Annotated in this window: 21 protein-coding genes; 9 read left to right on the forward strand and 12 right to left on the reverse strand. The window is 66.6% G+C overall.

Going from position 1 to position 23,923, the window contains the following annotated elements; translation table 11 throughout:
* Positions 1–78: 78 nt before the first annotated feature.
* A complete protein-coding gene (locus J3U95_RS04915) occupies positions 79–1,329 on the reverse strand; it encodes a TIGR03862 family flavoprotein (RefSeq protein ID WP_208277525.1) in 1,251 nt (416 codons plus the stop codon).
* A 137-nt stretch (positions 1,330–1,466) separates the two neighbouring features.
* On the opposite strand from J3U95_RS04915, the gene J3U95_RS04920 reads away from it, so the two are divergent.
* The 5 genes from J3U95_RS04920 to dctP all read left to right on the forward strand — a co-directional run bounded on the left by J3U95_RS04920 (position 1,467) and on the right by dctP (position 4,509).
* On the forward strand, positions 1,467–1,865 hold the full coding sequence (locus J3U95_RS04920) for a hypothetical protein (protein ID WP_208277526.1): 399 nt from the start codon (positions 1,467–1,469) through the stop codon (positions 1,863–1,865).
* Positions 1,862–2,065, forward strand: coding sequence for a helix-turn-helix transcriptional regulator (locus J3U95_RS04925; protein ID WP_123071259.1), 204 nt, complete (start codon positions 1,862–1,864; stop codon positions 2,063–2,065). Before J3U95_RS04920 ends, J3U95_RS04925 begins: the two co-directional genes overlap by 4 nt.
* Complete coding sequence (locus J3U95_RS04930) at positions 2,062–3,018, forward strand: alpha/beta fold hydrolase (RefSeq protein ID WP_208277527.1); 957 nt, start codon at positions 2,062–2,064, stop codon at positions 3,016–3,018. Before J3U95_RS04925 ends, J3U95_RS04930 begins: the two co-directional genes overlap by 4 nt.
* A 14-nt stretch (positions 3,019–3,032) precedes the next feature.
* On the forward strand, positions 3,033–3,251 hold the full coding sequence (locus J3U95_RS04935; RefSeq protein WP_208277528.1) for a hypothetical protein: 219 nt from the start codon (positions 3,033–3,035) through the stop codon (positions 3,249–3,251).
* A 217-nt stretch (positions 3,252–3,468) separates the two neighbouring features.
* Positions 3,469–4,509: a TRAP transporter substrate-binding protein DctP gene (gene dctP, locus J3U95_RS04940; RefSeq protein WP_208277529.1), complete on the forward strand. Its 1,041-nt coding sequence runs from the start codon at positions 3,469–3,471 to the stop codon at positions 4,507–4,509.
* A gap of 39 nt (positions 4,510–4,548) precedes the next feature.
* Here dctP and moaD read toward each other — a convergent pair whose 3' ends face one another.
* The 6 genes from moaD to J3U95_RS04970 all read right to left on the reverse strand — a co-directional run bounded on the left by moaD (position 4,549) and on the right by J3U95_RS04970 (position 11,353).
* Complete coding sequence (moaD, locus tag J3U95_RS04945; RefSeq protein ID WP_208277530.1) at positions 4,549–4,806, reverse strand: molybdopterin converting factor subunit 1; 258 nt, start codon at positions 4,804–4,806, stop codon at positions 4,549–4,551.
* Positions 4,807–4,813: 7 nt separating this feature from the next.
* Entirely contained in the window at positions 4,814–6,061 is a 1,248-nt protein-coding gene (locus J3U95_RS04950) for a molybdopterin molybdotransferase MoeA (RefSeq protein WP_208277531.1), read from the reverse strand.
* A complete protein-coding gene (gene thrC / locus J3U95_RS04955; RefSeq protein ID WP_208277532.1) occupies positions 6,061–7,536 on the reverse strand; it encodes a threonine synthase in 1,476 nt (491 codons plus the stop codon). Before thrC ends, J3U95_RS04950 begins: the two co-directional genes overlap by 1 nt.
* 146 nt (positions 7,537–7,682) lie before the next feature.
* Positions 7,683–9,071, reverse strand: coding sequence for an L-serine ammonia-lyase (locus tag J3U95_RS04960; RefSeq protein ID WP_208277533.1), 1,389 nt, complete (start codon positions 9,069–9,071; stop codon positions 7,683–7,685).
* 89 nt (positions 9,072–9,160) lie between these two features.
* Positions 9,161–10,123 carry an NAD-dependent epimerase/dehydratase family protein gene (locus J3U95_RS04965; RefSeq protein WP_208277534.1) on the reverse strand — a complete coding sequence of 321 codons (963 nt, stop codon included), beginning with the start codon at positions 10,121–10,123 and terminating at the stop codon, positions 9,161–9,163.
* Between the two features lie 27 nt (positions 10,124–10,150).
* Positions 10,151–11,353: a glycine C-acetyltransferase gene (locus J3U95_RS04970; protein ID WP_208277535.1), complete on the reverse strand. Its 1,203-nt coding sequence runs from the start codon at positions 11,351–11,353 to the stop codon at positions 10,151–10,153.
* A gap of 222 nt (positions 11,354–11,575) precedes the next feature.
* On the opposite strand from J3U95_RS04970, the gene J3U95_RS04975 reads away from it, so the two are divergent.
* Positions 11,576–12,151, forward strand: coding sequence for a helix-turn-helix domain-containing protein (locus J3U95_RS04975; RefSeq protein WP_208277536.1), 576 nt, complete (start codon positions 11,576–11,578; stop codon positions 12,149–12,151).
* Between the two features lie 96 nt (positions 12,152–12,247).
* Here J3U95_RS04975 and J3U95_RS04980 read toward each other — a convergent pair whose 3' ends face one another.
* From J3U95_RS04980 to J3U95_RS05000, 5 genes are all read right to left on the reverse strand, one after another.
* Complete coding sequence (locus J3U95_RS04980) at positions 12,248–12,850, reverse strand: hypothetical protein (protein ID WP_208277537.1); 603 nt, start codon at positions 12,848–12,850, stop codon at positions 12,248–12,250.
* Positions 12,851–13,309: 459 nt separating this feature from the next.
* A complete protein-coding gene (locus J3U95_RS04985) occupies positions 13,310–15,478 on the reverse strand; it encodes a prolyl oligopeptidase family serine peptidase (protein WP_208277538.1) in 2,169 nt (722 codons plus the stop codon).
* 213 nt (positions 15,479–15,691) lie between these two features.
* Positions 15,692–17,116, reverse strand: a complete 1,425-nt coding sequence (locus J3U95_RS04990; RefSeq protein WP_208277539.1) for a tetratricopeptide repeat protein — start codon at positions 17,114–17,116, stop codon at positions 15,692–15,694.
* Positions 17,117–17,254: 138 nt separating this feature from the next.
* Positions 17,255–17,932 carry a 3'-5' exonuclease gene (locus J3U95_RS04995; RefSeq protein ID WP_208277540.1) on the reverse strand — a complete coding sequence of 226 codons (678 nt, stop codon included), beginning with the start codon at positions 17,930–17,932 and terminating at the stop codon, positions 17,255–17,257.
* Between the two features lie 40 nt (positions 17,933–17,972).
* Positions 17,973–19,238: an Hsp70 family protein gene (locus J3U95_RS05000; protein WP_208277541.1), complete on the reverse strand. Its 1,266-nt coding sequence runs from the start codon at positions 19,236–19,238 to the stop codon at positions 17,973–17,975.
* 184 nt (positions 19,239–19,422) lie between these two features.
* Between J3U95_RS05000 and J3U95_RS05005 the strand changes: the two genes are divergently transcribed.
* The 3 genes from J3U95_RS05005 to cphA are packed head-to-tail and all read left to right on the forward strand — an operon-like array spanning position 19,423 to position 23,794.
* On the forward strand, positions 19,423–20,334 hold the full coding sequence (locus J3U95_RS05005; RefSeq protein ID WP_208277542.1) for an isoaspartyl peptidase/L-asparaginase: 912 nt from the start codon (positions 19,423–19,425) through the stop codon (positions 20,332–20,334).
* On the forward strand, positions 20,331–21,209 hold the full coding sequence (locus J3U95_RS05010; protein ID WP_208277543.1) for a cyanophycinase: 879 nt from the start codon (positions 20,331–20,333) through the stop codon (positions 21,207–21,209). The genes J3U95_RS05005 and J3U95_RS05010 overlap by 4 nt, the downstream gene beginning before the upstream one ends.
* Positions 21,206–23,794, forward strand: a complete 2,589-nt coding sequence (cphA, locus tag J3U95_RS05015) for a cyanophycin synthetase (protein WP_208277544.1) — start codon at positions 21,206–21,208, stop codon at positions 23,792–23,794. Before J3U95_RS05010 ends, cphA begins: the two co-directional genes overlap by 4 nt.
* Positions 23,795–23,923: the final 129 nt, after the last annotated feature.

Below are 23,923 nucleotides of genomic sequence, written 5' to 3' on the forward strand. Positions count from 1 at the left end.
GGCAAGGCTGCGAGAAGAACGATTCAGCCTACGCCAATCCACGAACGGCATGCGCACCGTTGGTGTTCAATTACCCGCTCAAGCGCCGGCCCGCTCCAGCCACGCCAGCGCATCGCGTCCCGCGGCGCGGCCACTGGCGAAGCAGGCGGTGAGCAGATACCCGCCGGTCGGCGCTTCCCAATCGACCATCTCGCCCGCCACGAAGGTGCCGGGCAGCGCAGCCAGCATCGCGGTGTCATCCATCAGCGCATCGAAGCGCACGCCGCCGGCGCTGCTGATCGCTTCGTCGATCGGGCGCGTGCGCAGCAGCTTGAGCGGCAGGCGCTTGATGCCCGCGGCCAGGCGCGCGGGATCGGCATAGTCCTCGCGCGACAGGCATTCGTGCAGCAGCCCGGCCTTGACGCCCTTGATGCCGAGCCGGCTTTGCAGGTGGCTCGACATCGAGCGCGAACCGCGCGGGCGCGTCACTTCGTCGAATACCCTGTCGGCATCGTGGTCGGGGGCCAGGTCGAGCCAGAGGGTGGCGCTGCCATCGCGCGCGATCGCGTCGCGCAGCGGCGCCGACAGCGCGTACACCAGGCTGCCCTCGACGCCGCCCGCGGTGATGACGAACTGGCCCTTGCGCCAGGCAATTCCGCCATCCTGGTCCTGGCAACCGGCGGCCACCGTGAGCAGGGGTTCTCCGGCATAACGGCTGCTGAAATGCTCGCTCCAGCCGACGTCGAAGCCGCAGTTGGCGGGCGCCAGCGGGGACAACGCAACCCCGCGTTCGGCCAATAGCGGCTGCCAGGCCCCGTCCGAGCCGAGCCGCGCCCAGCTGGCGCCGCCCAGCGCCAGGATCGTGGCGTCGGCCTCGACCAGGCGCTCGCCCTCCGGCGTGGCCAGGCGCAGCCGGCCATCCTGCCAGCCCAGCCAGCGGTGGCGCATGTGGAAGCGTACGCCGGCGTCGCGCAGGCGGTGCAGCCAGGCGCGCAGCAATGGCGCGGCCTTCATCTCGCGCGGGAAAACCCGGCCCGAGGTGCCGATAAAAGTCTCGATGCCGAGGTCGTGGATCCAGGCGCGGACGGCGTCGGCGTCGAAGCCGTCCAGCCAGCGCGCCACCTCGTCCTGCCGCGCGCCGTAGCGGCGCACGAAATCGGGATAGGGTTCGGAATGCGTGATATTCATGCCACCCTTCCCCGCCAACAGGAATTTGCGGCCCACGCTGGCCATCGCATCGTAGACGTCGACCTGCGCGCCGCCTTGCGCCAGCACCTCGGCCGCCATCAGCCCGGCGGGGCCGCCGCCGATCACGGCGACACGCTTGGAGGAAATGGAAGACTGGGTCATGACGGTGCGGGGTAAGGCAAAGAAGGACCAGCATTGTAGTCGAGTTCGGGCAGCCAAAGGCGATGTAAAGGATGCTTGACATGGCGCCTCTACGGGCCTACGATGTAAAGCATCCTTTACTACATGAGGTTCGGACGATGAAAGCAAACACGCATGAAAGACGGGTCGGCAAGGCTTACCTGCGCGAACTCGGCATCTCCTTCGCGGTGTACGCGATCCTGCTGGTAGCGACCATCCGCTACGGCCGGCCAATGGAGGAAGGCGTACTGCGCACCGTAGTCCTGCTGTCGCCGATGCTGGGATTCTGCCTCATGCTGTGGGCCATCGCGCGCCACCTGAATCGGGTCGACGAATATCTGCGCCGCTACCTGCTCGAATCGTTCGCGCTGGCCGCCGCGCTTACCGCCGGGCTCACCTTCAGCTACGGCTTCCTCGAGACCGCCGGCTACCCGCGCCTGTCGATGTTCGCGGTCTGGATGGTGCTCGGGGCGACCACCGCCCTGGTCTGCACGGTGCGGGCGCTGCGCCAGCGATGAAGAACCGCATCCGCGAGCTGCGCGCCGAACACGGCTGGAGCCAGGCCGACCTGGCCGAACGCCTGGACGTCTCGCGCCAGAGCATCAACGCGATCGAGACCGGGCGCTACGACCCCAGCCTGCCGCTCGCCTTCGCCATTTCACGGTTGTTCGGCCTGCCGGTCGAAGCCATCTTTTCCCCCGATCAGGAGACCGCATGAAGAAAGCTTCCCTGTTGTTTGTGCTCGCGCTCGGCGCGACTTCCATCGTCCAGGCCCAGGCGCAGGTCTCGCCCCCGGCGGCGCCTGTCGCCAATCGTTTCGCCGCCACCATCGAACCTGCCGAACGCTTCGAATCCGGCGGCCTGCTGGTCGAGCGCCATGGTAGTCGCGGCCGGCCCGTGATCCTTGTTCCAGGCCTGGCCAGCGGCCCCTGGGTATGGCAGGAGACGATCCGCCAGTTCAAGGACGAGTTCACGCTCTACGTGGTCACCCTGCCCGGCTTCGACGGCCGTCCGGCGCCAAGCGGATCTCCCGACTGGGCGCCGTTCGAAAGCGCGCGCGCCGCGCTGCGCGGCCTGATCGCCGAGCGCAAACTGGACAAGCCGGTCATCGTCGGTCACAGCCTGGGCGGCACGCTGGCCTATGCCGTGGCCCAGGACCTGGGCAACGGCATCGGCGGCGTGGTGGCGCTGGACGGCCTGCCGGTCTTCCCCGGCACCGAGAACATGCCGCCGCAGCAGCGCCCGCAGGCGGCGATCAATGTGCGCACCCGCATGGCGGCCAGCCGGCCGGATGCCTATGCCGCCGAGCAGCGCCAGTACATGCGCGGCCAGGGCGTGCTCGACATCGGCAAGGCCGACGACATCACGCCGCTGCTGCTGCGCAGCGACCGCGAGGCAGTCGGCGCCTACGTGGCCGACCTGCTCGCGCTCGACCTGCGCCCAGGCCTGTCGAAAATCAGCGCCCCGGTGCTGGTCGTGGCGCCTGTTTACCAGTACGATGCGGCTCAGGATGCGCTGACGGTCAACGACAAGGTCGAGCACTACCGGATGCTGGTCGAAGGGATTCCATCGGTCGAGGTGGTGCCGATCGCGCCGTCTCGCCACTTCCTGATGATCGACCAGCCGCTGGCGCTGGCCGGCATCCTGCGCCGTTATCTCGACCGCCGTTGAAAGGAATCCGTTTCATGCGTCCTGCATCCCGTCCTCTATTCCACTGGATCGGCCAGTACCTGCTGGCCGCCGCCACCATGTTCCTGCTGCTGTGCGCGATCGACCTGATGCGCGGCGACAGCCTGGCAGACACCTGGGGGCCAACCCTGCTGTGGTCGCTTGCCGCGGCCGCCATCTTCGTCGCCGCGCGCTGGCGCTCGGCCAGCCAGGCGATCACCGACAAGGCGCGCTGACCAGGACATTCTCCAAGTTGCATCAAGACCGGTTCCACCGGCCTGCGCGATACTGCCGCGTTGGCATAGGTATGCCTTTGTCATAGCTGCAATATTCCGCTTGACATGCCGTGTAGCAGGAATATTCTTGTACACGCCAATGTGAACGATGGCGCCCGCTCGACGAGGTCAGCCACGATTCACCCGGCAGTCCGTTAAAACATCTTGGAGGATGTATATGTCGGTAATCAACCGGTCGTTTACGACCCGCAGGGCAATGCTGGGCGCGATCGCGACCAGTCCCTTATGGATGCAGTCCGCCTGGGCGCAGGCCAGCAATCTCAAGATCTCGCACCAGTTCCCCGGCGGCAGCATCGCCCAGGGCGATTTTCGCGACCGGCTGTGCCGCATGTTCGCGGCCGAGGTCGAGAAGCGCACGCGCGGCGGCCTGAAGTTCTCTATCCACCCGGGGTCGAGCCTGATGCAGCCGAACGCCCAGTTCGGCGCGCTGCGCAGCGGCTCGCTCGACATGGCCCTGGTGCCGTTGTCGTATGCAGGTGGCGAGGCGCCGGAAGCGAATATCGGGCTGATGCCGGCGCTGGTCACGTCCTACGAACAGGGCTATGGCTGGAAGAACGCCCCGGTCGGGCGCGAGCTGGCGCGCATCCTGGGCGAACAGGGACTGGTGATCGTCAGCTGGATCTGGCAGGCCGGCGAGGTTGCCTCGCGCGGCGATCCGATCGTCACGCCCGAGGACGTGCGCGGCCTGAAGGTGCGCGGCGGCTCGCGCGAAATGGACATGCTGCTGCAGGACGCCGGCGCGACCGTCGTCAGCCTGCCGTCCAACGAGATCCACAACGCGATGCGCAGCGGCGCGCTCGACGCCGCCCTGACCTCGTCGACGTCGCTCATTTCCTTCCGCCTGCAGGAGACGGCGCGCTCGCTGACCACGGCGCGCGGCGGCTCGTACTGGTTCATGTTCGAGCCGCTGCTGATGTCGCGCACCGTGTTCGAGCGCCTGGCCAAGCCGCAGCAGGAAGCCATCCTCAAGGTCGGCGCCGACCTGGAGCAATTCGCGATGAAGATGGCGCGCATCGACGATGCGGCGGTGGTGTCGGTCTATCGCGGCGTCGGCGCGCGCGTGGTCGACCTCAATCCGGAAGCCCTGCGCGGCTGGCAGTCGGTGGCGCGCAATACGGCGTGGAAGGATTTCGCGGCGCGCAACAGCAATTGCGCGAAGTTGATGGCGTTGGCCGAGGAATCGATCGCCGCCCTGTGAAGGAAAAGCCGGCCCCGGATAAACCTTGGCCGGCTTCTTTCAACCGCCGGTCACCGGCGGGAAAAACGCTACTTCGGCGCCTTCCTTGACCGGCGTATCGCCGTCGCACATGACCTGGTTATGGGCCATGCGCACGGCGCGTTCGGACGACAGGGCTTCCGCCCACACGCCGCCGCGTGCGCGCAGCAATTCGCGCACGCCACCCACCGTCGTGACATCCGGAGGCAGGTCGATTTGCTCTTGCGCGATACCCACTGCTTCGCGCAGCGCGGCGAAGTATTTCAAACTGATCTTCATGTCTTTCCTAATACTGTAATTCGGCGAACGGGATGAAGCGCACCAGATCGCCCGCGGCGATGCGGCTGCCCGCCGGGTTGTCGACCAGGCCATCGCCCCACACCGTCGAGGTGAGCACGCCCGAGCTCTGGTTCGGGAACAGATCCAGTCCCCCGGCCGCGTTCAGGCGCGCACGCAGGAACTCGTTGCGGCGGTCGCCCTTCGGCAGCTCGAAATCGGCGCGCACGGTGTATCCCTGCGGCTCGACCTGGCCCGTCACGCCCTGCAGGCGCAGCAGGAAAGGCCTCACGAACAGCAGGAAGGTGACGAAGCTCGAGACCGGATTGCCGGGCAGGCCTAGAAAGAACGCGGAGCCATCGTCACGGCGCACCTCGCCGAACGCCAGCGGCTTGCCAGGCTTGACAGCGATCTGCCACATCGACAGGCGCCCTTCCGCTTCCACGGCGGGTTTGATGTGGTCCTCCTCGCCGACCGAGACGCCGCCCGAGGTGATGATCAGGTCGTTCTCGCGCGCCGCCTCACGCAAGGTGGCGCGGGTCGCTTCCAGCGAATCGGGCACGATGCCATAGTCGCTGATCTCGCACCCGAAGTTCTCCAGCAGGCCGCGCAGGGTAAAACGGTTCGAATTGTAGATCGCGCCGGGTTTCAGCCCTTCGGGCGGCACGTCGCCCGGCATGGTCAGCTCGTCGCCGGTGAAGAACACCGCCACGCGCAGGCGCCGGCGCACCGGCAGGCTGGCCAGGCCGACGGAGGCCGCCAATCCCAGTTCCTGACTGCGCAGGCGGCTGCCCGCCGGCAGGATCACGGCGCCGGCGCTGATGTCCTCGCCCTTGCGGCGGATCCACTCGCCGGCGCGCGGCGCATGGTGGATGGTGACGCTGTCGCCGACCGCCTCGGCCTGCTCCTGCATCACGACCGCATCGGCGCCCGGTGGAATCAGGGCGCCGGTGAAGATGCGCGCCGCGGTGCCGGGTTCCAGCTCATGGCCGACGCTGCCGGCGGGGATGCGCTGGCTGACCTCCAGGGTGGCGCTGCCGCTCGCGCAATCCTCCGCGCGCACGGCGTAGCCGTCCATCTGCGTATTGTCGGCCGACGGCACATCGATCGTTGCCAGCTGGTCCGCGGCCAGCACGCGACCGTTTGCCTCGAGGGTCGGGATGGTTTCCACCTGTTCGACGGGCCGCGCGGCTGCCAGCAGGAAGTCGAGCGCCTCGCGCACCGACAGCATGGGGGCTTTCTGTACCGGTGCGTTCATCACAGCCCCGTGTGTTCGGCGATATAGGCCTTCATGCGAACGACGTCGGCCGGCATGACGACGAAGCGCTGCGGCAGCGACTCGATGTCCTCGAAGCCGGCGGGACGCTCGGCATCCTGGCCCAGCGCTTCGAGGATCGTCTCGTTGAACTTGGCCGCCAGCGCGGTCTCGAGCACGATCATCGGCACGCCCGGCTCCAGGCGCTCGCGCGCGACCTTGATGCCGTCGGCGGTATGGGTGTCGATCGTGATGCCGTAGTCGTCGGCGACGTCGCGGATCGTGGCCAGTCGGTCGGCATGGGTCGAGCGGCCCGACAGGAAGCCGAACTTCGCAACGTCCTTGAATTCGTCGCCATCGCTGCCCGGCGCGCCGGACAGGTCGAAGCCGCCATGGGTGTCGACCTTGCGGAACAAGGCATGCGTGCGCTCGGCGTCGCGGCCCACCAGTTCATACACGAAGCGCTCGAAGTTCGAGGCCTTGGAGATGTCCATCGACGGGCTGCTGGTGTGGAAGGTCTCGGACGGCTTTCTCACGCGGTAGACGCCGGTGCGGAAGAACTCGTCCAGCACGTCGTTCTCGTTGGTGGCGGCCACCAGCTTGTCGATCGGCAGACCCATCATGCGGGCGATGTGGCCGGCGCAGATATTGCCGAAGTTGCCCGACGGGACCGTGAACGATACCTTCTGATCGTTGCTGGTGGTCGCTGCGAGGTAGCCGCGGAAGTAGTACACGACCTGGGCCACGACGCGCGCCCAGTTGATCGAATTGACGGTGCCGATCTTCTGGCGCGCCTTGAATTCGAGGTCGTTCGAGACCGCCTTGACCAGGTCCTGGCAATCGTCGAACACGCCCTCCACCGCGATATTGAAGATGTTCGGGTCCTGCAGGCTGAACATCTGGGCGGTCTGGAAGGCGCTCATCTTCTTGTGCGGCGACAGCATGAACACGCGCACGCCGCGCTTGCCGCGCATCGCGTACTCGGCTGCGCTGCCGGTGTCGCCCGAGGTGGCGCCGAAGATGTTGAGTTCATCGTTGTTCCTGGCCAGCGCATACTCGAACAGATTGCCCAGCAACTGCATCGCCATGTCCTTGAAGGCCAGGGTCGGGCCGTTCGACAGCGCCTGCAGCACCAGCTTGCCCTGCGGGCCGTCTTCCAGCACGCGCAGCGGGGTGATGTCCGCGTTCGATTCGTCGGCGCGGGCGTTGCGGTAGACCTCCGGCGTATAGGTGCGTGCGGTCAGGGCCTTCAGGTCGGCGTCCGGGATGTCGGTGGCAAACTTGCGCAGGATTTCATAGGCCAGGTCGGCGTACGACAGCTTGCGCCATGCATCGAGCTCGGCGCCGGTCACCTGCGGGTACTCGGCCGGCAGGTAGAGGCCACCGTCCGGGGCCAGGCCGCCTAGCAGGATGTCGGAGAATTGCTGGGGATTGCGTGCTGCGGACGCGCTCGTCGCGCGGGTGGACACATAGTGCATACAGTTTGAAGATCCGGTTGGCTCACATTGAAACTTTATTATAGTGGGAGCGGGCGGAAATGTATGCTGTGCTGCAAAAAAGTTGTTTGGGTGAATAAAATTGGGCGGCGCCGGATGGGGCCGCCCAGGAATTGCCGGGCTGCGGTTCAGCAAGCCGCGTGGTTGACCGTCACCACATGGATCGCCAGGCCGCCGAGCGATGTCTCCTTGTACTTGACCTGCATGTCCGCGCCGGTCTGGCGCATCGTCTCGATCGCGCTGTCCAGGCTCACGAAGTGGGTACCGTCGCCCTTCAGCGCCAGCGAGGCGGCGGTGATCGCCTTGATCGCTCCCATGCCATTGCGCTCGATGCAGGGAATCTGCACCAGGCCGCCGATCGGGTCGCAGGTCATGCCCAGGTGGTGCTCGATGCCGATCTCGGCCGCGTTTTCGATCTGTTCGTTCGTACCGCCGAGCGCCGCCACCAGGCCGGCCGCCGCCATCGCACAGGCCACGCCGACTTCACCCTGGCAGCCGACTTCGGCGCCCGAGATCGAGGCGTTCTTCTTGCACAGCATGCCGATCGCGCTCGATGCCAACAGGAAATCGCGCACGCCGCGCTGCGGATCGATCGGCCGGCAATCCTCGGCGTAGTAGCGCAGCACCGCCGGGATGATGCCGGCCGCACCGTTGGTCGGCGCAGTGACGACCCGGCCGCCGGCCGCATTTTCTTCGTTGACCGCCATCGCGTACAGGCTCACCTGCTGCACCGCGTCATGCGGCAAGGCGTTCAGCGGTTGTTGCTGGGCTTGCTGCGCCTGTTTCCACAGGCCGGCCGCGCGGCGGCGCACGTCCAGGCCACCCGGCAGGCGGCCCTCGGTCACCAGGCCGTGGCAGATACACTCGCGCATCACGCGCCAGATATTGTCCAGGCCCGCGTCCAGTTCTTCGTTGCCCATGCGCGCGCACTCGTTGGCGCGCAGCATGTGCGTGATGCTCAGGCCATGACGGCGGCCATGCTCGAGCAGCTGGGCCATCGTATCGAACGGGTACGGCACTGGCGCCGCTGGCGTCTCGGCGGCGCGCACCTGGCTTTCGCCGGCCGCGGTGATGAAGCCGCCGCCGACCGAATAATAGATGCGCTCGATGATGCTGCCGTCCTGCAGATGGAGCACGAAGCGCATGCCGTTCGGGTGTTCCGGCAGGGTCGAGGCCTTATGCCAGACCAGGTTGGTCTTGGCGCTGAACGGCACCGGTTTCGTGCCCAGCAGGTGTAGCACGCCGTCGAATTCCGCCTCCGCCAGCTTGTCCTCGACCGCGCCCGGGTCGACATCCTGCGGGGTCTCGCCCATCAGGCCGAGGATCACGGCCTTGTCGGTCGCGTGGCCGACGCCGGTCAGCGCCAGCGAGCCATACAGGTGGGCCTCGACGCCGACCGCCTGTTCCAGCATCCCGCTCTCGAGCAGGAAGCGGCGCGCCGCCACCATCGGGCCCACGGTATGGGAACTCGACGGGCCAATGCCGATCTTGAATAAATCGAAAACGCTCATGTCCATGCTTGTCTCACAGTGTCAGTTCTTATTATGGAAATCGGCCTGGCGCGTCGAGGCGGCAGGCCGTTGAAGGTTCCGGTGTCGTGGCCGGCTTATGCCGCCACGCCCAGGCCGACGTCGATATTCTTCAGCATCGAATCGACCATCTCGTCGATACCGATGCGCGACTTCCAGCCCCAGTCGGTGGTGGCGCGGCTGTCGTCGAGGCTCTTCGGCCAGGAGTCGGCGATTTGCTGGCGGCTGTCCGGCTTGTAGTCGATGCGGAAAGCCGGCAGCGCCTTCGAGATCGCGGCGGCCAGTTCGCGCGGGTTGAACGACACGCCCGCCACGTTGTACGACGAACGGATCGCGACCTGTTCGGCTGGCGCTTCCATCAGTTCGATGGTGGCGCGGATCGCGTCCGGCATGTAGATCATCGGCAGGGTCGTTTCCGGCCCCAGGAAGCACTCATAGGTCTCGCCGCGCAGCGCCGCGTGGAAGATCGCGATGGCGTAGTCGGTGGTGCCGCCGCCCGGAGGCGATTTATACGAGATGATGCCCGGGTAGCGGATGCTGCGCACGTCGACGCCATACTTGCTGTGATAGTACTCGCACAGGCGCTCGCCGGCCAGCTTGCTGATGCCGTAGATCGTCGTCGGGTCCATGATCGTGAACTGCGGCGTGTTCTCGCTCGGGGTGGTCGGGCCGAAGGCGGCGATCGACGACGGCCAGAACACCTTCAATGGCTTGCCCGCTTCACCGCGTTCGCGCGCGATCTCGAGGATGTTCAGCAGGCCGTCCATGTTCAGGCTCCAGGCCTTCAGCGGCGCCTTCTCGCCGGTGGCCGACAGCATGGCGGCCAGCTGGTAGACCTGGGTGATGCCTTCATCCGCCACCAGGCGCGCGAGGCTGTCCTTGTCCAGCACATTGAGCACGGTATAGCGTGCGGCGCCGTACAGGTTCTTGTCGCCGATATCCGAGGCGATCACGTTCTGCGCGCCGTGCTTTTCGGCCAATGCGCTGACCAGTTCACTGCCGATCTGGCCGTTGGCGCCGATGATGAGGATGCGTTCCATGCTGTCGATTCCTTGCTTCTATATAGTTTAATTCTTGATGATGCCCAGCTCTTTGCCGGCTTGTTCGAAGGCCTTCAGCACGGAATCGAGCTGCTCGCGGGTGTGGGCCGCCGACAGTTGCACGCGCACGCGCGCCTGGCCCATCGGCACCACCGGGTAGAAGAAGCCCGACAGCAGCACGCCCAGTTCGAACATGCGCGCCGCGAATTTCTGCGCGACCGGCGCCTCGAACAGCATCACCGGCACCACCGGGTGGGTGCCCGGCTTGATGGTGAAGCCGATGCGCTCGATCTCCTTGCGGAAGTAGGCGGTGTTTTCGTGCAGGCGGTCGCGCAGCGCGGTCGACTTGGAGATGCGCTCCAGCACCGCCAGCGAGGCGCCGGCGATCATCGGCGCCAGCGTGTTCGAGAACAGGTAGGGACGCGACTTCTGGCGCAGGGTTTCAATGACTTCTTTTTTCCCCGACGTGAAACCGCCCATCGCGCCGCCCAGGGCCTTGCCCAGGGTGCCGGTGATGATGTCGATCTTGCCGATCACGCCGCAATGCTCGTGGGTGCCGCGGCCGGTCGCGCCCATGAAGCCGGAGGCGTGCGATTCGTCGATCATGGTCAGGGCGCCGTACTTCTCGGCCAGCTCGACGATCTTGTCCAGCTGGGCGATGGTGCCGTCCATCGAGAACACGCCGTCGGTGACGATGATCTTGTGGCGCTTGCCGGCTTCGGTTGCCGCGATCAGCTGCTTCTCGAGGTCGGCCATGTCGTTGTTGGCATAGCGGTAGCGCGCGGCCTTGCACAGGCGCACGCCATCGATGATCGAGGCGTGGTTCAGGGCGTCCGAGATGATGGCGTCATTCTCGTCGAACAGCGGTTCGAACACGCCGCCATTGGCGTCGAAGGCGGCCGCGTACAGGATGGTGTCTTCGGTGCCCAGGAAGTTCGACAGTGCACTTTCGAGTTCCTTGTGCACGGTCTGGGTGCCGCAGATGAAACGCACCGACGACAGGCCATAACCGTACTTCTCCAGGGCAGCGGCGGCGGCCTTCTGGGTCTCCACGTCGCCGGACAGGCCCAGGTAGTTGTTGGCGCACATATTGATCAGGGTACGGCCATCCTGCGCCACCACTTCGGCGCCCTGGCGCGAGGCCAGCACGCGCTCGGGCTTGAACAGGCCCTCGTCCTTCAAGGTCGCGAGTTTTTGCTGCAGGCTGCTGTAGAAAGCTTGATCGCTCATGGTGTTCCCCTGTTCCCTGGTGATTGGCGAGACCGGCGGCTTGACCGGCGGTCGGCGGATGTTGTACCGTTGGTTCGTTCGATGTAGAGAACTAGTTCGCTATCTCGAACAGAAATTCAATATATTGAATATTACGCCCAGCCAATGAACTTGGCAAGCGGCTTCCAATATACTTATAAGCAATTCGCATTAGGCAATACGCAAACAGGCGCCCAACGGAAAATGAGTACTACTCTAACAAACAATGCCCCGCCAGAAGTTGGCGCTACGCTACAACGCCTGCGGCTGGCGCGCGGCCTGACGCTGGAAGACCTGTCGCGCATCGCCGGGGTATCGAAATCGATGCTGTCCCAGATCGAGCGCGAGAAGGCCAATCCCACCATCGCCATCACCTGGCGCCTGGCCAATGCGCTGGGTGTGCAGATCGGCGAGCTGCTGTCGTCCGAGGTGAGGACTAGCGACCTGATCCGGGTGGTCGACGCCCACGAGATCCCCACCCTGCCCGGCGCCCATGCCGGCTATTCCCTGCGCATCCTGGGGCCGATGGACCTGGCCGGCAAGTATGAATGGTATGAGCTGACCCTGGCGCCTGGGGGAGAGCTGGCCTCGCAGGCCCACGACCCGGGGACCGGCGAGCACCTGACGGTGATCACGGGTACGGTCGAGCTGGAGGTGGGGAATGAGAAGAGGAAGGTGCGGCACGGGGCGACCGCGCGCTATCCGGCGGACCAGAATCACGTGATCCGCAATATCGGCAAGACCGAGGCGAAAGCCATGCTCGTGGTCGTGCATCGCTGATCGCCAAGGGGCAAGGGTAACCGCCATGCGCGGCGCCCTTGCCCGCCGTCAGGCCGCTGGATCAGTCAGGGGCCTTGCAGGAACTGCAGCTTGCGCTCAGAGCACCACGGCATCCAGAACACCGATGCCGACCAGCTGGATCGCGGCTTCGACGTCGATTTGCGGCACCGCGAACTGCGCCAGGCCGTCGAAGAATCCTTCCGTCATGGTCACCGGAGTGGCGGCGTCCGGCAGCGATTCCAGATGCGCCACCAGGGCGATCCACACCGCGTCCGGCACCGACGACAGCGAAGTGGCAAAGGCTTCGGACAGCTCGATTGGATCCATCTCCAGGCTCTTCGCCTCGCCCAGGGCCGCGAGCAGGTTCCCGAGCAGGGCGTCGATGTCGCCGGCATCGGCCAGCGTGCCATTGACGGGCGCCTCCTGGGGGTTCAGTGGCCTGACCAGGGCATCATAGTCATAAGCCGGAACCGGGTTCAGCGGGCGGACCAGTGCATCGTAGCCATAGGCTGGCGCGACGTCCAGTGGGCGGACCAGCGCGTCGACATCATAGGCTGCGCCGCCAGCCAGCGGCCGGACCAGTGCGTCGTAAAGGTCGACGGTGCCGGCGGCCGGATGTGGAATGCCGGTCAGGTTTTTGGAGACAAGCAGCTCCAGGACATTCAATACGACTTCGGGGACATTCTCGGAAATAGACATCGCTTCTCCTTTATAAGTTGGAATATGTACATTCGCATGTACGCCGCGAATGTATCACCGCATGCCGACCGAAAATTCTCCGATATACACCAACAGGCAATCTAATACAACTTTAATACATTTACATTCAACTCTTCCATAATTCCCTATATCGAAAGCAGGAGCAACATGAAGCTGCGAACCGCCATAAGAATCAATCACGTGCCGCATCTATGTCGAAAGGCAGAGCCGATACCTGCATTGATACCGGGCATCGGACAATCGCCTTCGACATAATACCGGGAGCACCCGCAATATGCCGTCAAGCCCAAGAAAGTAGCGGCATTTGATAATCCATTATCCCCTTATCCGCAATGGATACAACACATACCAACTCCGCCGCATAATTAAAAAGGCCGCTGGATCGCTCCAGCGGCCTCGTTGATTGGAACCCGTCGGTTCTTCAATCGCTCAAGCTGATCAGTGCGCTCCACCGACGGTCTTGGTCGCATCCTGCATATGCAGTTCGCGCGACAGGAAGCCCCAGCGATCGGCGACTTCCTCGATCTGCTTGCCGGTCGGCTTGCCGGCGCCATGTCCCGCCTTGGTATCGATGCGGATCAGGATCGGCGCGGCGCCGGCCTGGGCGGCCTGGGCCGCGGCGGCATACTTGAAGCTGTGCGCCGGCACCACGCGGTCGTCGTGGTCGGCCGTGGTGACCATGGTTGCCGGATAGCAGGTGCCCGCCTTCAGGTTGTGCAGCGGCGAGTACTTGACCAGGGCCTTGAACTCGTCAGGATTTTCCGACGAGCCGTAGTCCGAAGTCCAGGCCCAGCCGATGGTGAACTTGTGGAAGCGCAGCATGTCCATCACGCCCACGCTCGGGATCGCCGCTGCGAACAGGTCCGGGCGCTGCGTGGTGGCCGCGCCGACCAGCAGGCCGCCGTTGCTGCCGCCGCCGATCGCCAGTTTCTTCGGCGAGGTGACCTTGTTCTCGATCAGCCATTCGGCTGCCCCGATGAAGTCGTCGAACACGTTCTGCTTTTGCAGCTTGGTGCCGGCCTGGTGCCAGGCTTCGCCGTATTCGCCGCCGCCGCGCAGGTTGGCCAGCACATAGACGCCGCCCATTTCCATCCAGGCCAGGTTGGCCGGCGAGAAGCTCGGGGTCAGCGAGATATTGAAACCGCCATAGCCGTACAGATAGGTCGGGTTCGAGCCGTCCAGCTTGAGGCCCTTCTTCGACACGATGAACATCGGCACCTTGGTGCCGTCGCGGCTCGTGTAGAACTGCTGGCGGGTTTCGTAGTCGGCCGGGTTGAAGGCGACCTTCGGCTGGCGGAACACGGTGCTCTCGCCGCTCTTGAGGTTCAGGCGGTAGATCGTGGTCGGATTGGTAAAGCTGGCGAACGAATAGAAGGTCTCGGTGTCGTTGCGCTTGCCCGACAGGCCGCCGACGGTGCCGATGCCCGGCAGCGCGATCTCGCGCACCGGCTTGCCTTCGAGCGACACCACGCGCACCACGCTCTTCGCATCCTTCAGGTATTCGAGCACGAGCTGGTTGTCGATGATGTCGGCGCTGGCCAGCGTGTCGGCGCTCTCGGCGACGATCTCTTTCCAGTTGTTCTCGGCAGGCTTGCTCACGTCGATCGCGATGATGCGCTTCTTGGGCGCGTTGCGGTCGGTGCTGAAGTAGAACACGGTGCCGACGTTGTCGATGAAGTCGTAGCCGGCATCGAAGTTGTCGATCAGGTCGACCACCTTGGCGTCCGGCTTGGACAAGTCTTTATACGAGACGCGGTACTTTGGCGCGGTGCCCTTGGTGGTCGTGATGATCAGGTAACGGCCGTCATCGGTGGTCTGGCCGCCGAAGCCCCATTCCTTCTGGTCGGCGCGGTCGTAGACCAGGGTGTCGGCGCTTTGCGGCGTGCCGATGCGGTGGTAGTACAGCTTCTGGAAGTAGTTGACGTCGGCCAGCTTGGTCGCTTCTTTCGGCTCGTCGTAGCGGCTGTAGAAGAAGCCCTTCCCATCCTTGGTCCAGGCGGTGCTCGAGAACTTAACCCACTTGATGTGGTCGGCCAGGTCCTTGCCGGTGTCGATATCGCGCACCTTGATCTCGTTCCAGTCGGAGCCCGAAGCCGCGATGCTGTAGGCCAGCAGCTTGCCGTCGGGGCTGACCTCGGCGCCGGCCAGGGCGACGGTACCGTCGGCGGCCAGGGTGTTCGGGTCGAGCAGCATGCGCGGCTGATCGTTCAGGTTCTTCAGGGTGTACAGCACGGCCTGGTTCTGCAAGCCGTCATTGCGCGTGTAGAAGTAGCGGCCGCCTTCCTTGCCCGGCACGCTGTAGCGCTCGTAATTCCAGAGCTGGGTGAGCCGCTGGCGGATCGCTTCGCGCTGCGGGATCTGCGCCAGGTAGGCTTGGGTGACCTTGTTCTGCGCATCGACCCAGGATTTAGTTTCAGCGCTGTTCGCGTCCTCGAGCCAGCGATAGGGGTCGGCCACCACGGTGCCGTGGTAATTGTCGGTCTGGTCGACCTTCTTCGACACGGGATAGGTCAGCGAAGGGCCGGCCGGCGAACAGCTCTGCCCCATTGCTGGCGCGGCAAAAGCAGCGGCCAGGACGGCGGCGAGCGTGGCGAGTCTCATGTGCATATTCTTCTCGGGCTGTTGAATGATGGTGTGGGCTTGTGGCCGCAGGGCATCATAGCGCGAAATGACATGCTTGAATATGGCGCGGCCGCCCGCTGCGCCGCCCGCGGCCGGACCCGTATTGACACTTCATGTGACACGCATGCCGGGATACGGCGAGCACGCGTTGAAACCCGGCGGAACGCCAGCGCAGGGCGTCGCGACACCAGAACAGGCTCATGCGCCGGTACGCCCCAGCAGCCGGCGTGGACTCGTCTTCGACGCCAGCCAGCGCTCCACGAGGTTCCGCGCCCGGCTCCGTTCGGCCGGGCTCAACAGCGCGGTATAGTCGTTGGCCGCCGTGCTGGCGGCCAGCGCGACGTCGGCCGGCGCCGCCTTATCGAGGCCGCGGCCCTGGCGCGCCAGCCAGGCCCACATGCAGGCGCGTACGGGATTCTTGGCGACGCCACGCCCGGCCGCATACAGCCCGCCCAGGTTGTGCTGGGCCGGCGCGTGGTCTTGCCGGGCCGCGAGGCGGTACCAGTGGGCGGCCAGCATGTCGTCGCGCGGCACGCCTTCTCCGCAGGCATACATGGCGCCGAGATTGTTCTGGGCACTGGGGTCGCCCTGCTGGGCGGCGCGCCGGTACCAGACGGCGGCCTGGGCCGGATCGCGCGGCACGCCCTGGCCCCTGGCGTAGAGCAGGCCTAGCGCGAACTGGGCATTGGCGGCGCCACCCTCGGCGGCCTGCAGGTAGAACTCCAGGGCGCGCGCCGGATCGCGCTGCACGCCGCAACCGCCGGCCAGCATGCGCGCCACCCGGTACTGGGCCTGCACATGGCCCTGGGCGGCGGCCTGCATGTAGCAGCGCAGCGCGCGTGCGCTGTCGCGCGCCATGCCGCCGCCGGACAGCAGGCCGCCCAGCACGTACAGCGCTTCGCGCTCGCCGCCGGCCGCCGCGCGTTCGAGCCACTGGATGGCCAGCGCCGGGTCGGCACTGGCGCCGCGGCCTTCGGCATAGGCCAGGCCGAGCTGGCGCTGGGCGCTGGGGTCGCCCGCCCCGGCCGCGTGGCGGAACCAGTACAGGGCCTGGCCCGGACTGGGCGCCACGCCCTGCCCGCGCGCATACATCTGCGCCAGCTGCACCTGCGCCGGCACGTGGCCCTGCATCGCGGCCTTGCGGAACCAGGCCATCGCCAACGGGTGGCTGACGTTGACCCCCAGGCCGTGCAGATAGCCTTGCGCGAGCTGGGTCTGGGCGCGCGCCATGCCCTGTTCGGCGGCCCGGTAGAACCAGCCGATCGCCGCCTGGTGCGAGTGGGGCACGCCGCGGCCCTTGCGGTACAGGAGACCGAGATTGTGCTGGGCCGAGCGGTCGCCCTGCTCGGCGGCGCAGCGGAACCAGTGGGCCGCGCGCGCGTGGTCGCGGCGCACGCCGCGGCCGTTGTAGTACATGGCGCCCAGGTGGTTCTGGGCATAGGCCAGCCGCTGCTGGGCGGCGCGCGCCATCCACGCCGCCGCTTTCGCCTCGTCGCGCGCGACGCCGTCGCCCCGCAGGTACAGCTGGGCCAGGTTGAACTGGGCGTAGGGATTGCCGCCGCTGGCGGCGCGGTGGAACCACTCGTAGGTGGCGGTGCCCTGTCGGGCGGCATCCTCGCTCATCGAAATCCTCTCGGCGGTCGCTGTCAGGCTCTTAATCCCGTTGTTAAAATTTTAAGGAGAGCGAGGGATCGGGGATTTGCGACCGCACAATCGGACCGTCAGCGGCGCACGCGCGCCGCCACGGTTGGCGCAGAAGCCTCAGGCCGGAATGGCGGCAGCCGCCGCGACAGCAGCAATACGGCGTTCGCGCACGGTGGCCGCGTACTTGTCGAGGAAGGCGGGAATCTTGGCGGCCGCGACCTTGTTGATCGAGACCAGCAGCGCGGGCTCGACCTGCTCTATGCCGCAGGCGCGGCCGAGGTGGCGCGCGGCGTGCAGCAGCACGTCGGCCGCCACCTGGGCGTCGGCCTCGGCCCGGTGGGCGGTGCCGCGGAACTCGATGCCGAGCTGGCGCGAGAGCAGGCCCAGCTTGTAGCTCGCCAGGCCCGGGAACAGGCGGCGCGACAGCTTCAGCGAACACACCAGGCCGGTATGCGAGGTGGCGCGGCCGAAGCGCGCACCTTCGGCCTTGAGAAACTTCTCGTCGAAGCTGGCATTGTGGGCCGACAGCACGTCGCCGCCGATGAAGTCGAGCAGTTCGGGCACCACCTGGTGCGCCGGCGGGGCACCGTCGACCATCGCTTGCGTGATCCCGGTCAGCTGGGTGATGAAGGACGGGATCCGCACGCCGCAGTTCACCAGCGAGACATAGCGCTCCTTCACTTCGCCGCCGACGATGCGCAGCGCCGCCACTTCGGTGATGCGGTCGCCCATCTCGGGCGACAGGCCGGTGGTCTCGAAGTCGAGCATCACCAGCGGTCGATCGTAAACACTCATCGCTCTTTCCTGTACTGTGCCGGCACGATGCCGGCGAATCTCAACCGAACCTGCGCAGCGCGTCCAGCGCCAGGCCGGTGCCGATGCTGCCGAACAGGTCGCCCTCCACGCGGCGCGCGCCCGGCACCATGGCGCCGATGCGCTCGCGCAGCAGGCCGACGCCGCTCGAGCCACCTGTGAAGAATACCGTATCCACGTCTTCCGGCTTCACGCCGGCATCCGCGAACAGTTTACTCACCGTGGTCGCCACCTGGTCGACCAGGCCGGCAATGGCAGCCTCGAACTGCGCGCGGGCGACGTCGAGCGTCTCGGGCGGCGACAGGCGATCGAGCTCCAGGCGCACCATGTCGGCGCCGGACAGCGCGATCTTGGCGCCCTCCACCTGGATCGCCAGCCAGTGGCCGGCGCGCTCGTCGATCAGGTTCTGCAAGCGGGCGATCTTGCTCGGCTCGGCCGCATCGCGCGCCAGGTCGGCCAGCTGCGTCACGCTCTTGCGCGTGTAGGCCTGGTTGATCGTGTGCCAGGTCGCCAGATTGAAGTAATAACTGGACGGGATCGCCGCGCCCGAGCGCAGGTTGCTGCCGTAGCCGAGCAGCGGCATCACACTGGCCAGGCTCAGGTACTTGTCGAAATCGGTGCCGCCGATGTGCACGCCCCCGTTGGCCAGGATGTCGTCGCGCCGGTCGCTGCGGCCGGCGCGCTGCGGGCCGAGCCGCAGCAGCGAGAAGTCCGAGGTGCCGCCGCCGATGTCGGCGATCAGGACCAGTTCCTCGCGGTCGATCCGCGCCTCGTAGTCGAAGGCGGCGGCGATCGGCTCGTACTGGAAGCCGATCTCCCTGAAACCGACCGCGCGTGCGACTTCGCGCAGCGTGTCTTCCGCCAGCTGGTCGGCCTGCGGGTCGTCGTCGATGAAGAAGACCGGACGGCCGAACACCGCGCGCTCGAACGGCACGCCGGCCTCGCTTTCGGCGCGGCGCTTCACTTCGCCGATGAACTGCGACAGCAGCGTGCGGAACGGCAGCGCGCGGCCGGCGACCTCGGTCTGGCCGTCGATCAGGCTGGTGCCGAGCAGGCTCTTGAGCGAGCGCATCAGGCGGCCCTCGTAACCTTCGAGGTATTCGCCCAGCGCCGCGCGGCCATAGCTGACCCGCTCGTCGTCGGCATTGAAGAACACCACCGATGGCAAGGTCGGCTTGCCATCCTCGAGCGTCAGGAGCGCCGTGGGGGCGGAGTGGGTCGTGCCGGAGCGGAGCCAGCCGACAGTGGAGTTTGACGTGCCGAAGTCAACGCCGCAAGCGTGCGCCATAGGAACCTTTATATCGAAGGGGCGGTATGTTACCAGATTTGGATGTCCCTGTAAGCGGCCTCTTACATACACACGGCGGCGCTACCGATATGGTTCAGACGGTTGCTTTTGCATAATGTCTGCTGGTCGCACACAGAGCTGCGCGACCAATGACGATAACAATAATGCAAAAGGATTGGACGAGATGAGCAAGCCTCAACAAGCTGGCGCCGTCGTGGTACATGGCGGCGCCGGCGCGTCGCGCGAGAACGAAGATGGCTGCGTTCTCGCCGCGCGCCGCGCATTGGCGCAGCTGGAAGTCAATGGCGATGCGCTGGACGCCGCCGTCGGCGCAGTAACCGCCCTCGAAGACGATGGCCGCTTCAACGCCGGCAGCGGTTCGGTGCTGGGCCTCGACGGCGCCACCGTCGAAATGGATGCCGCGATCATGGACACCCGCGGCCGCCTTGGCGCGATCGCCTGCGCGCAATCGGTGAGGAACCCGGTGCAGCTGGCGCGCGCGGTCGCCGACACGCCGCACTGGATGCTGGCCGGCGACGGCGCCGCGCGCTTCGCGCGCGCGATCGGCATGCCGGAGAGCGCCCCGGTGTCAGAGCGTCAGCGCGCCGAACATCGCAAGATCATGACGCAGCTGGCCGGCTCGGTGCCGGCCATGCCGGGCCTGAACAGCCGGCTGTTCGACCGCTTCTGGAATTACAACACCCCAGTGAACCTGCCCGAGGGCGTGGCCTGCGACACCGTGGGCGCCGTGGTGCGCGGCGCCGACGGCCACTTCGCGGTGGCCTGCTCCACCGGCGGCTCGGCGCCGTCGCTGCTCGGGCGCGTCGGCGACACCCCGATCATCGGCAGCGGCTTCTACGCCGGCCCCGCGGGCGCGGTGGCGGCGAGCGGCATCGGCGAACACATCGTGCGCCACCTGCTGGCGCGCACGGTCTACGGCTGGATCGAAGACGGCATGCCGCTCGACCAGGCCCTGCAGCGCGGCATTGATCTGTTCGCGCCGGAGATCAAGGTCGGGCTGATCGCCGTCAGCCGTCTCGAAGCCGGCGCCTGCAGCAACGGCGAAATGCCTTACTCGAAGATGGTGCAACGATGAGCGGACAAACGCAACAGAAGAACGGCCACCTGGTCATCATCGGCGGCGGCGAAGACCGCAAGCACGATATGGAAATCCTGTCGCGCTTCGTTGAACTCTCCGGCGGCGCCAGCGCGCGCATCGTGGTGATCACGGCGGCCAGCCAGATCGCCGACGAGATGTGGCAGATCTACGACGGGGTGTTCGGCACGCTGGGCGTGAAGGAACGCGCGCACCTCGAGATCACCAGCCGCGAAGACGCCAACAGCGAAGAATTCGTGCGCAAGGTGGCCGAGGCCACCGGCATCTTCATGACCGGCGGCGACCAGAAACGCCTGCTGGCCCTGATCGGCGGCACCGCAATGGACGCCGAGATGCACAACGCCCTCAAGGTGCGCGGCGCCACCATCGGCGGCACCAGCGCCGGGGCCTCGGCCATGTCGGGCCACATGCTGGCGCAAGGCCGCACCGACCTGCTGCCCGAGAAAGGCTCGGTGAGCCTGGGCGCAGGCCTTGGCTTCCTGCACCGCGTGGTGGTCGACCAGCACTTCTCGGAACGCCAGCGCCTGTCGCGCCTGTTGTCGGTGGTAGCCCAGAATCCGTACCTGCAGGGGATCGGCATCGACGAGGACACGGCGCTGATCATCGAGCGCGGGGTCGGCATCGAGGTGCTGGGCGAAGGCGCGGTGACCGTGGTCGACGGCCGTTCGATGAGCACCAACGTGGCCGAGATCAAGGACCGCGCCACCCCCGAGCTGATCGACGTGCGCCTGCACCTGCTGCCGGCCGGGAGCAAATATTCACTGCCCGATGGAGAGGAGCAGACTGGCAAGCGCGTGCCGCCCCAACTGCTGGACTTCCTCGAAAACGTCACCAAACGGACCACATTGTCATGAGAATCAAGGAAAAACGCCTGCTGCGCGGGCCCAATCTGTACGCCGCCAATCCCTGCCTGATGGCGCTGGTGGACAATGTCGGCGCCAAGGGCCGCGGCTTTTCGGCGCGTCTGCTCGAACTGCTGCCGGCGCTGCCGCTCGAGGCCGCGGTGCGCCTGGCGGACGACGCGCTGCTGGTCGACGCGCTCGAGCCGGTCGTCATGGAATTGCAGCGCCTGGCCGGCGCGCCGGGTGAGCACGGCGCCACCCTGCCGGTCGCGGGGCAGCCCGAGCGTCGCCGGTTGGTATGCGGCTATGCGATCGAACAAGTGGCCGAGGAAGCGCTGCGTACCGCGATCGCCCTGCTCGACGCGCTGGCGCACGACCAGGCTTTCGACCTCGATGCCGCCGTCGCCGAATTGCGCGACGTCGCCGAGCACCATGCGATCGGCACCAGCACCGGCGCCGTCGTCAACGCCGCCCTGCGGCGCGGCATCCCGGCCCTGCGCCTGACCGAATCCGCGAACCTGTTCCAGCTGGGCTGGGGCAGCCGCCAGAAACGGCTGCAGGCGACGATCACCGGCGCCACCAACGCCATCGCGGTGGGCATCGCCAGCGACAAGCAGTTGACCAAGGCGCTGCTGGACGGGGCCGGCGTGCCGGTGCCGGAAGGCGACGTCGTCACCACCGTGGAAGCGGCCCAGCGCATCGCGCGCCGTCTCGGCCGGCCGGTGGCGGTCAAGCCGCTCGACGCCAACCAGGGCAAGGGCGTGACCGTCGACTGCGTAGGCGCGGACTCTGTCGCTCGCGCCTTCGAGTTCGCGCGCAAGCACGGTCGGCGCGTGATCGTCGAGGAATACCTGCGCGGCCGCGACTACCGCGTGCTGGTCACGGGCGGCAAGATCGCGGCTGCCTCGTGGCGCCGTCCCCCGCACGTGACGGGAGACGGCAAGTCGACCATCCGCCAACTGGTGGAGATCGAGAACCGCAACCCGGCGCGCGGCGACGGCCACACCAACATCCTCACCAGGATTCCGCTAGACGCGCTGGCCGACGAGACGCTGGCCCGGCAGGGTCATGATCTCGACACCGTGTTGGCCGATGGCGTGAGCGCCGACCTGCGCGGCAACGCCAACCTGTCGACCGGCGGCACCGCAGAAGACGTCACCGACCTGCTGCCGGAAGAAACCCGCGACATTTGCATCCGCGCCGCGCGCACCATCGGCCTGGACGTGGCCGGCATCGACATCATCTGCGAAGACATCGCGCTGCCGCTGCGCGCCCAGCGTGGCGGCATCATCGAGGTCAACGCGGCGCCGGGCATCCGCATGCACCAGTACCCGAGCCGCGGCACGCCGCGCGACGCGGGCGACGCCATCGTCGAGGCGCTGTTCGGCGGTTGCAACGGACGCATCCCGGTGGTTGCGGTGACCGGCACCAACGGCAAGACCACCACCAGCCTCTTGATCGAGCACACGGTGCGCATGGCGGGCCTGCGCACCGGCGTGACCACCACCAGCGGCGTCTACCTTAACGGCGAACAGGCCTATGAAGGCGACTGCACCGGCTACCATTCGGCGCGCAGCGTGCTGGGCGCGCCGGACGTCGACTTCGCGGTGCTGGAGACGGCGCGCGGCGGCATCCTCAAGCGCGGCCTGGCCTATGACCGCTGCGACGTGGCGGTGGTGCTGAACGTCTCGGCCGACCACCTGGGGCTGGACGGCATCGACACCATCGACGACCTGGCCAAGGTGAAGGCGGTGGTGGCCAAGCGCGCCTCGCGCGCGGTGGTGCTCAACGCCGAGGACACGTACTGCGTGCAGATGGGGGCCGAGCTGGCGGACGGCGTGGAAATCATCTATTTCGCGCTGGACGCCGAGGATCCGGTGCTGCTGCGCCACGTGGAGCACGGCGGGCGTGGGGTCTACCTGCAGGATTCGACGATCGTGATCGCGAGCGGCCTGCGCCACGAGGCGCTGATGGACGTGCACGAGATGCCCTCTTCGCTGGGCGGCCGCGCGCGCTACAACATCGCCAACGCGATGGCTGCGGCGGCGGCCCTGACCGCCTGCGGCTTCGCCAACCACGAAATCGCGGACGGCCTGCGCGGCTTCGTCTCCGACAGCAAGCACAATCCGCTGCGTTCGAACCTGTTCGACGTGGACGGCGTGACGGTGGTGGTCGACTACGCCCACAACTGCGCGGCCTACGCCGCCATGGCCGAAATGGCGCGCGCGATGACGCCGGGGCGCCTGGTCGGGGTGGTGGCCGCCCCGGGCGACCGCCGCGACGCCGACCTGGTCGACGTCGGCCGCACCTGCGCCGCCGGCTTCGACGAGCTGGTGATCTACGAAACCGAGAACCGCGGCCGCCCCGCCGGCGAGACCGCCACCCTACTGGCGCGCGGCGCCCGCCTGGGCAAGATCGACGCCGAGCAGCTGCAAGTGGAACTGGACGTCCACCGCGCCATCCGCCTCGGCCTGTCGATGTGCCGTCCCGGCGACGTGCTGGTCTTCGGCTGCGGCTCCTCGATCTCCGAGCTGACCGAAGCCCTCCGCCCCACCCGCCCCGACCTCGCCCGCCGCATCGAAGCCACCACGATCTAACCCAACGGCCCTCACGGGCCGTTTCCCTTTCCTTCCCTTCTTCCAATTAGGGTCAGAGTCGAATTGTTTGACAACTTTTGCTGATGAGCCGTTAAATCGACTCTGACCCTAATTATCCGTGAAGCAATT

The organism is Massilia oculi (assembly GCF_017582745.1).
Lineage (GTDB): Bacteria > Pseudomonadota > Gammaproteobacteria > Burkholderiales > Burkholderiaceae_D > Telluria > Telluria oculi_A.

Coding starts and splice junctions, on each gene's coding strand:
- J3U95_RS04915 (WP_208277525.1), bottom strand. CDS start 1,329: ATGACCCAGTCTTCCATTTCCTCCAAGCGTGTCGCCGTGATCGGCGGC.
- J3U95_RS04920 (WP_208277526.1), top strand. CDS start 1,467: ATGAAAGCAAACACGCATGAAAGACGGGTCGGCAAGGCTTACCTGCGC.
- J3U95_RS04925 (WP_123071259.1), top strand. CDS start 1,862: ATGAAGAACCGCATCCGCGAGCTGCGCGCCGAACACGGCTGGAGCCAG.
- J3U95_RS04930 (WP_208277527.1), top strand. CDS start 2,062: ATGAAGAAAGCTTCCCTGTTGTTTGTGCTCGCGCTCGGCGCGACTTCC.
- J3U95_RS04935 (WP_208277528.1), top strand. CDS start 3,033: ATGCGTCCTGCATCCCGTCCTCTATTCCACTGGATCGGCCAGTACCTG.
- dctP (WP_208277529.1), top strand. CDS start 3,469: ATGTCGGTAATCAACCGGTCGTTTACGACCCGCAGGGCAATGCTGGGC.
- moaD (WP_208277530.1), bottom strand. CDS start 4,806: ATGAAGATCAGTTTGAAATACTTCGCCGCGCTGCGCGAAGCAGTGGGT.
- J3U95_RS04950 (WP_208277531.1), bottom strand. CDS start 6,061: ATGAACGCACCGGTACAGAAAGCCCCCATGCTGTCGGTGCGCGAGGCG.
- thrC (WP_208277532.1), bottom strand. CDS start 7,536: ATGCACTATGTGTCCACCCGCGCGACGAGCGCGTCCGCAGCACGCAAT.
- J3U95_RS04960 (WP_208277533.1), bottom strand. CDS start 9,071: ATGGACATGAGCGTTTTCGATTTATTCAAGATCGGCATTGGCCCGTCG.
- J3U95_RS04965 (WP_208277534.1), bottom strand. CDS start 10,123: ATGGAACGCATCCTCATCATCGGCGCCAACGGCCAGATCGGCAGTGAA.
- J3U95_RS04970 (WP_208277535.1), bottom strand. CDS start 11,353: ATGAGCGATCAAGCTTTCTACAGCAGCCTGCAGCAAAAACTCGCGACC.
- J3U95_RS04975 (WP_208277536.1), top strand. CDS start 11,576: ATGAGTACTACTCTAACAAACAATGCCCCGCCAGAAGTTGGCGCTACG.
- J3U95_RS04980 (WP_208277537.1), bottom strand. CDS start 12,850: ATGTCTATTTCCGAGAATGTCCCCGAAGTCGTATTGAATGTCCTGGAG.
- J3U95_RS04985 (WP_208277538.1), bottom strand. CDS start 15,478: ATGCACATGAGACTCGCCACGCTCGCCGCCGTCCTGGCCGCTGCTTTT.
- J3U95_RS04990 (WP_208277539.1), bottom strand. CDS start 17,116: ATGAGCGAGGATGCCGCCCGACAGGGCACCGCCACCTACGAGTGGTTC.
- J3U95_RS04995 (WP_208277540.1), bottom strand. CDS start 17,932: ATGAGTGTTTACGATCGACCGCTGGTGATGCTCGACTTCGAGACCACC.
- J3U95_RS05000 (WP_208277541.1), bottom strand. CDS start 19,238: ATGGCGCACGCTTGCGGCGTTGACTTCGGCACGTCAAACTCCACTGTC.
- J3U95_RS05005 (WP_208277542.1), top strand. CDS start 19,423: ATGAGCAAGCCTCAACAAGCTGGCGCCGTCGTGGTACATGGCGGCGCC.
- J3U95_RS05010 (WP_208277543.1), top strand. CDS start 20,331: ATGAGCGGACAAACGCAACAGAAGAACGGCCACCTGGTCATCATCGGC.
- cphA (WP_208277544.1), top strand. CDS start 21,206: ATGAGAATCAAGGAAAAACGCCTGCTGCGCGGGCCCAATCTGTACGCC.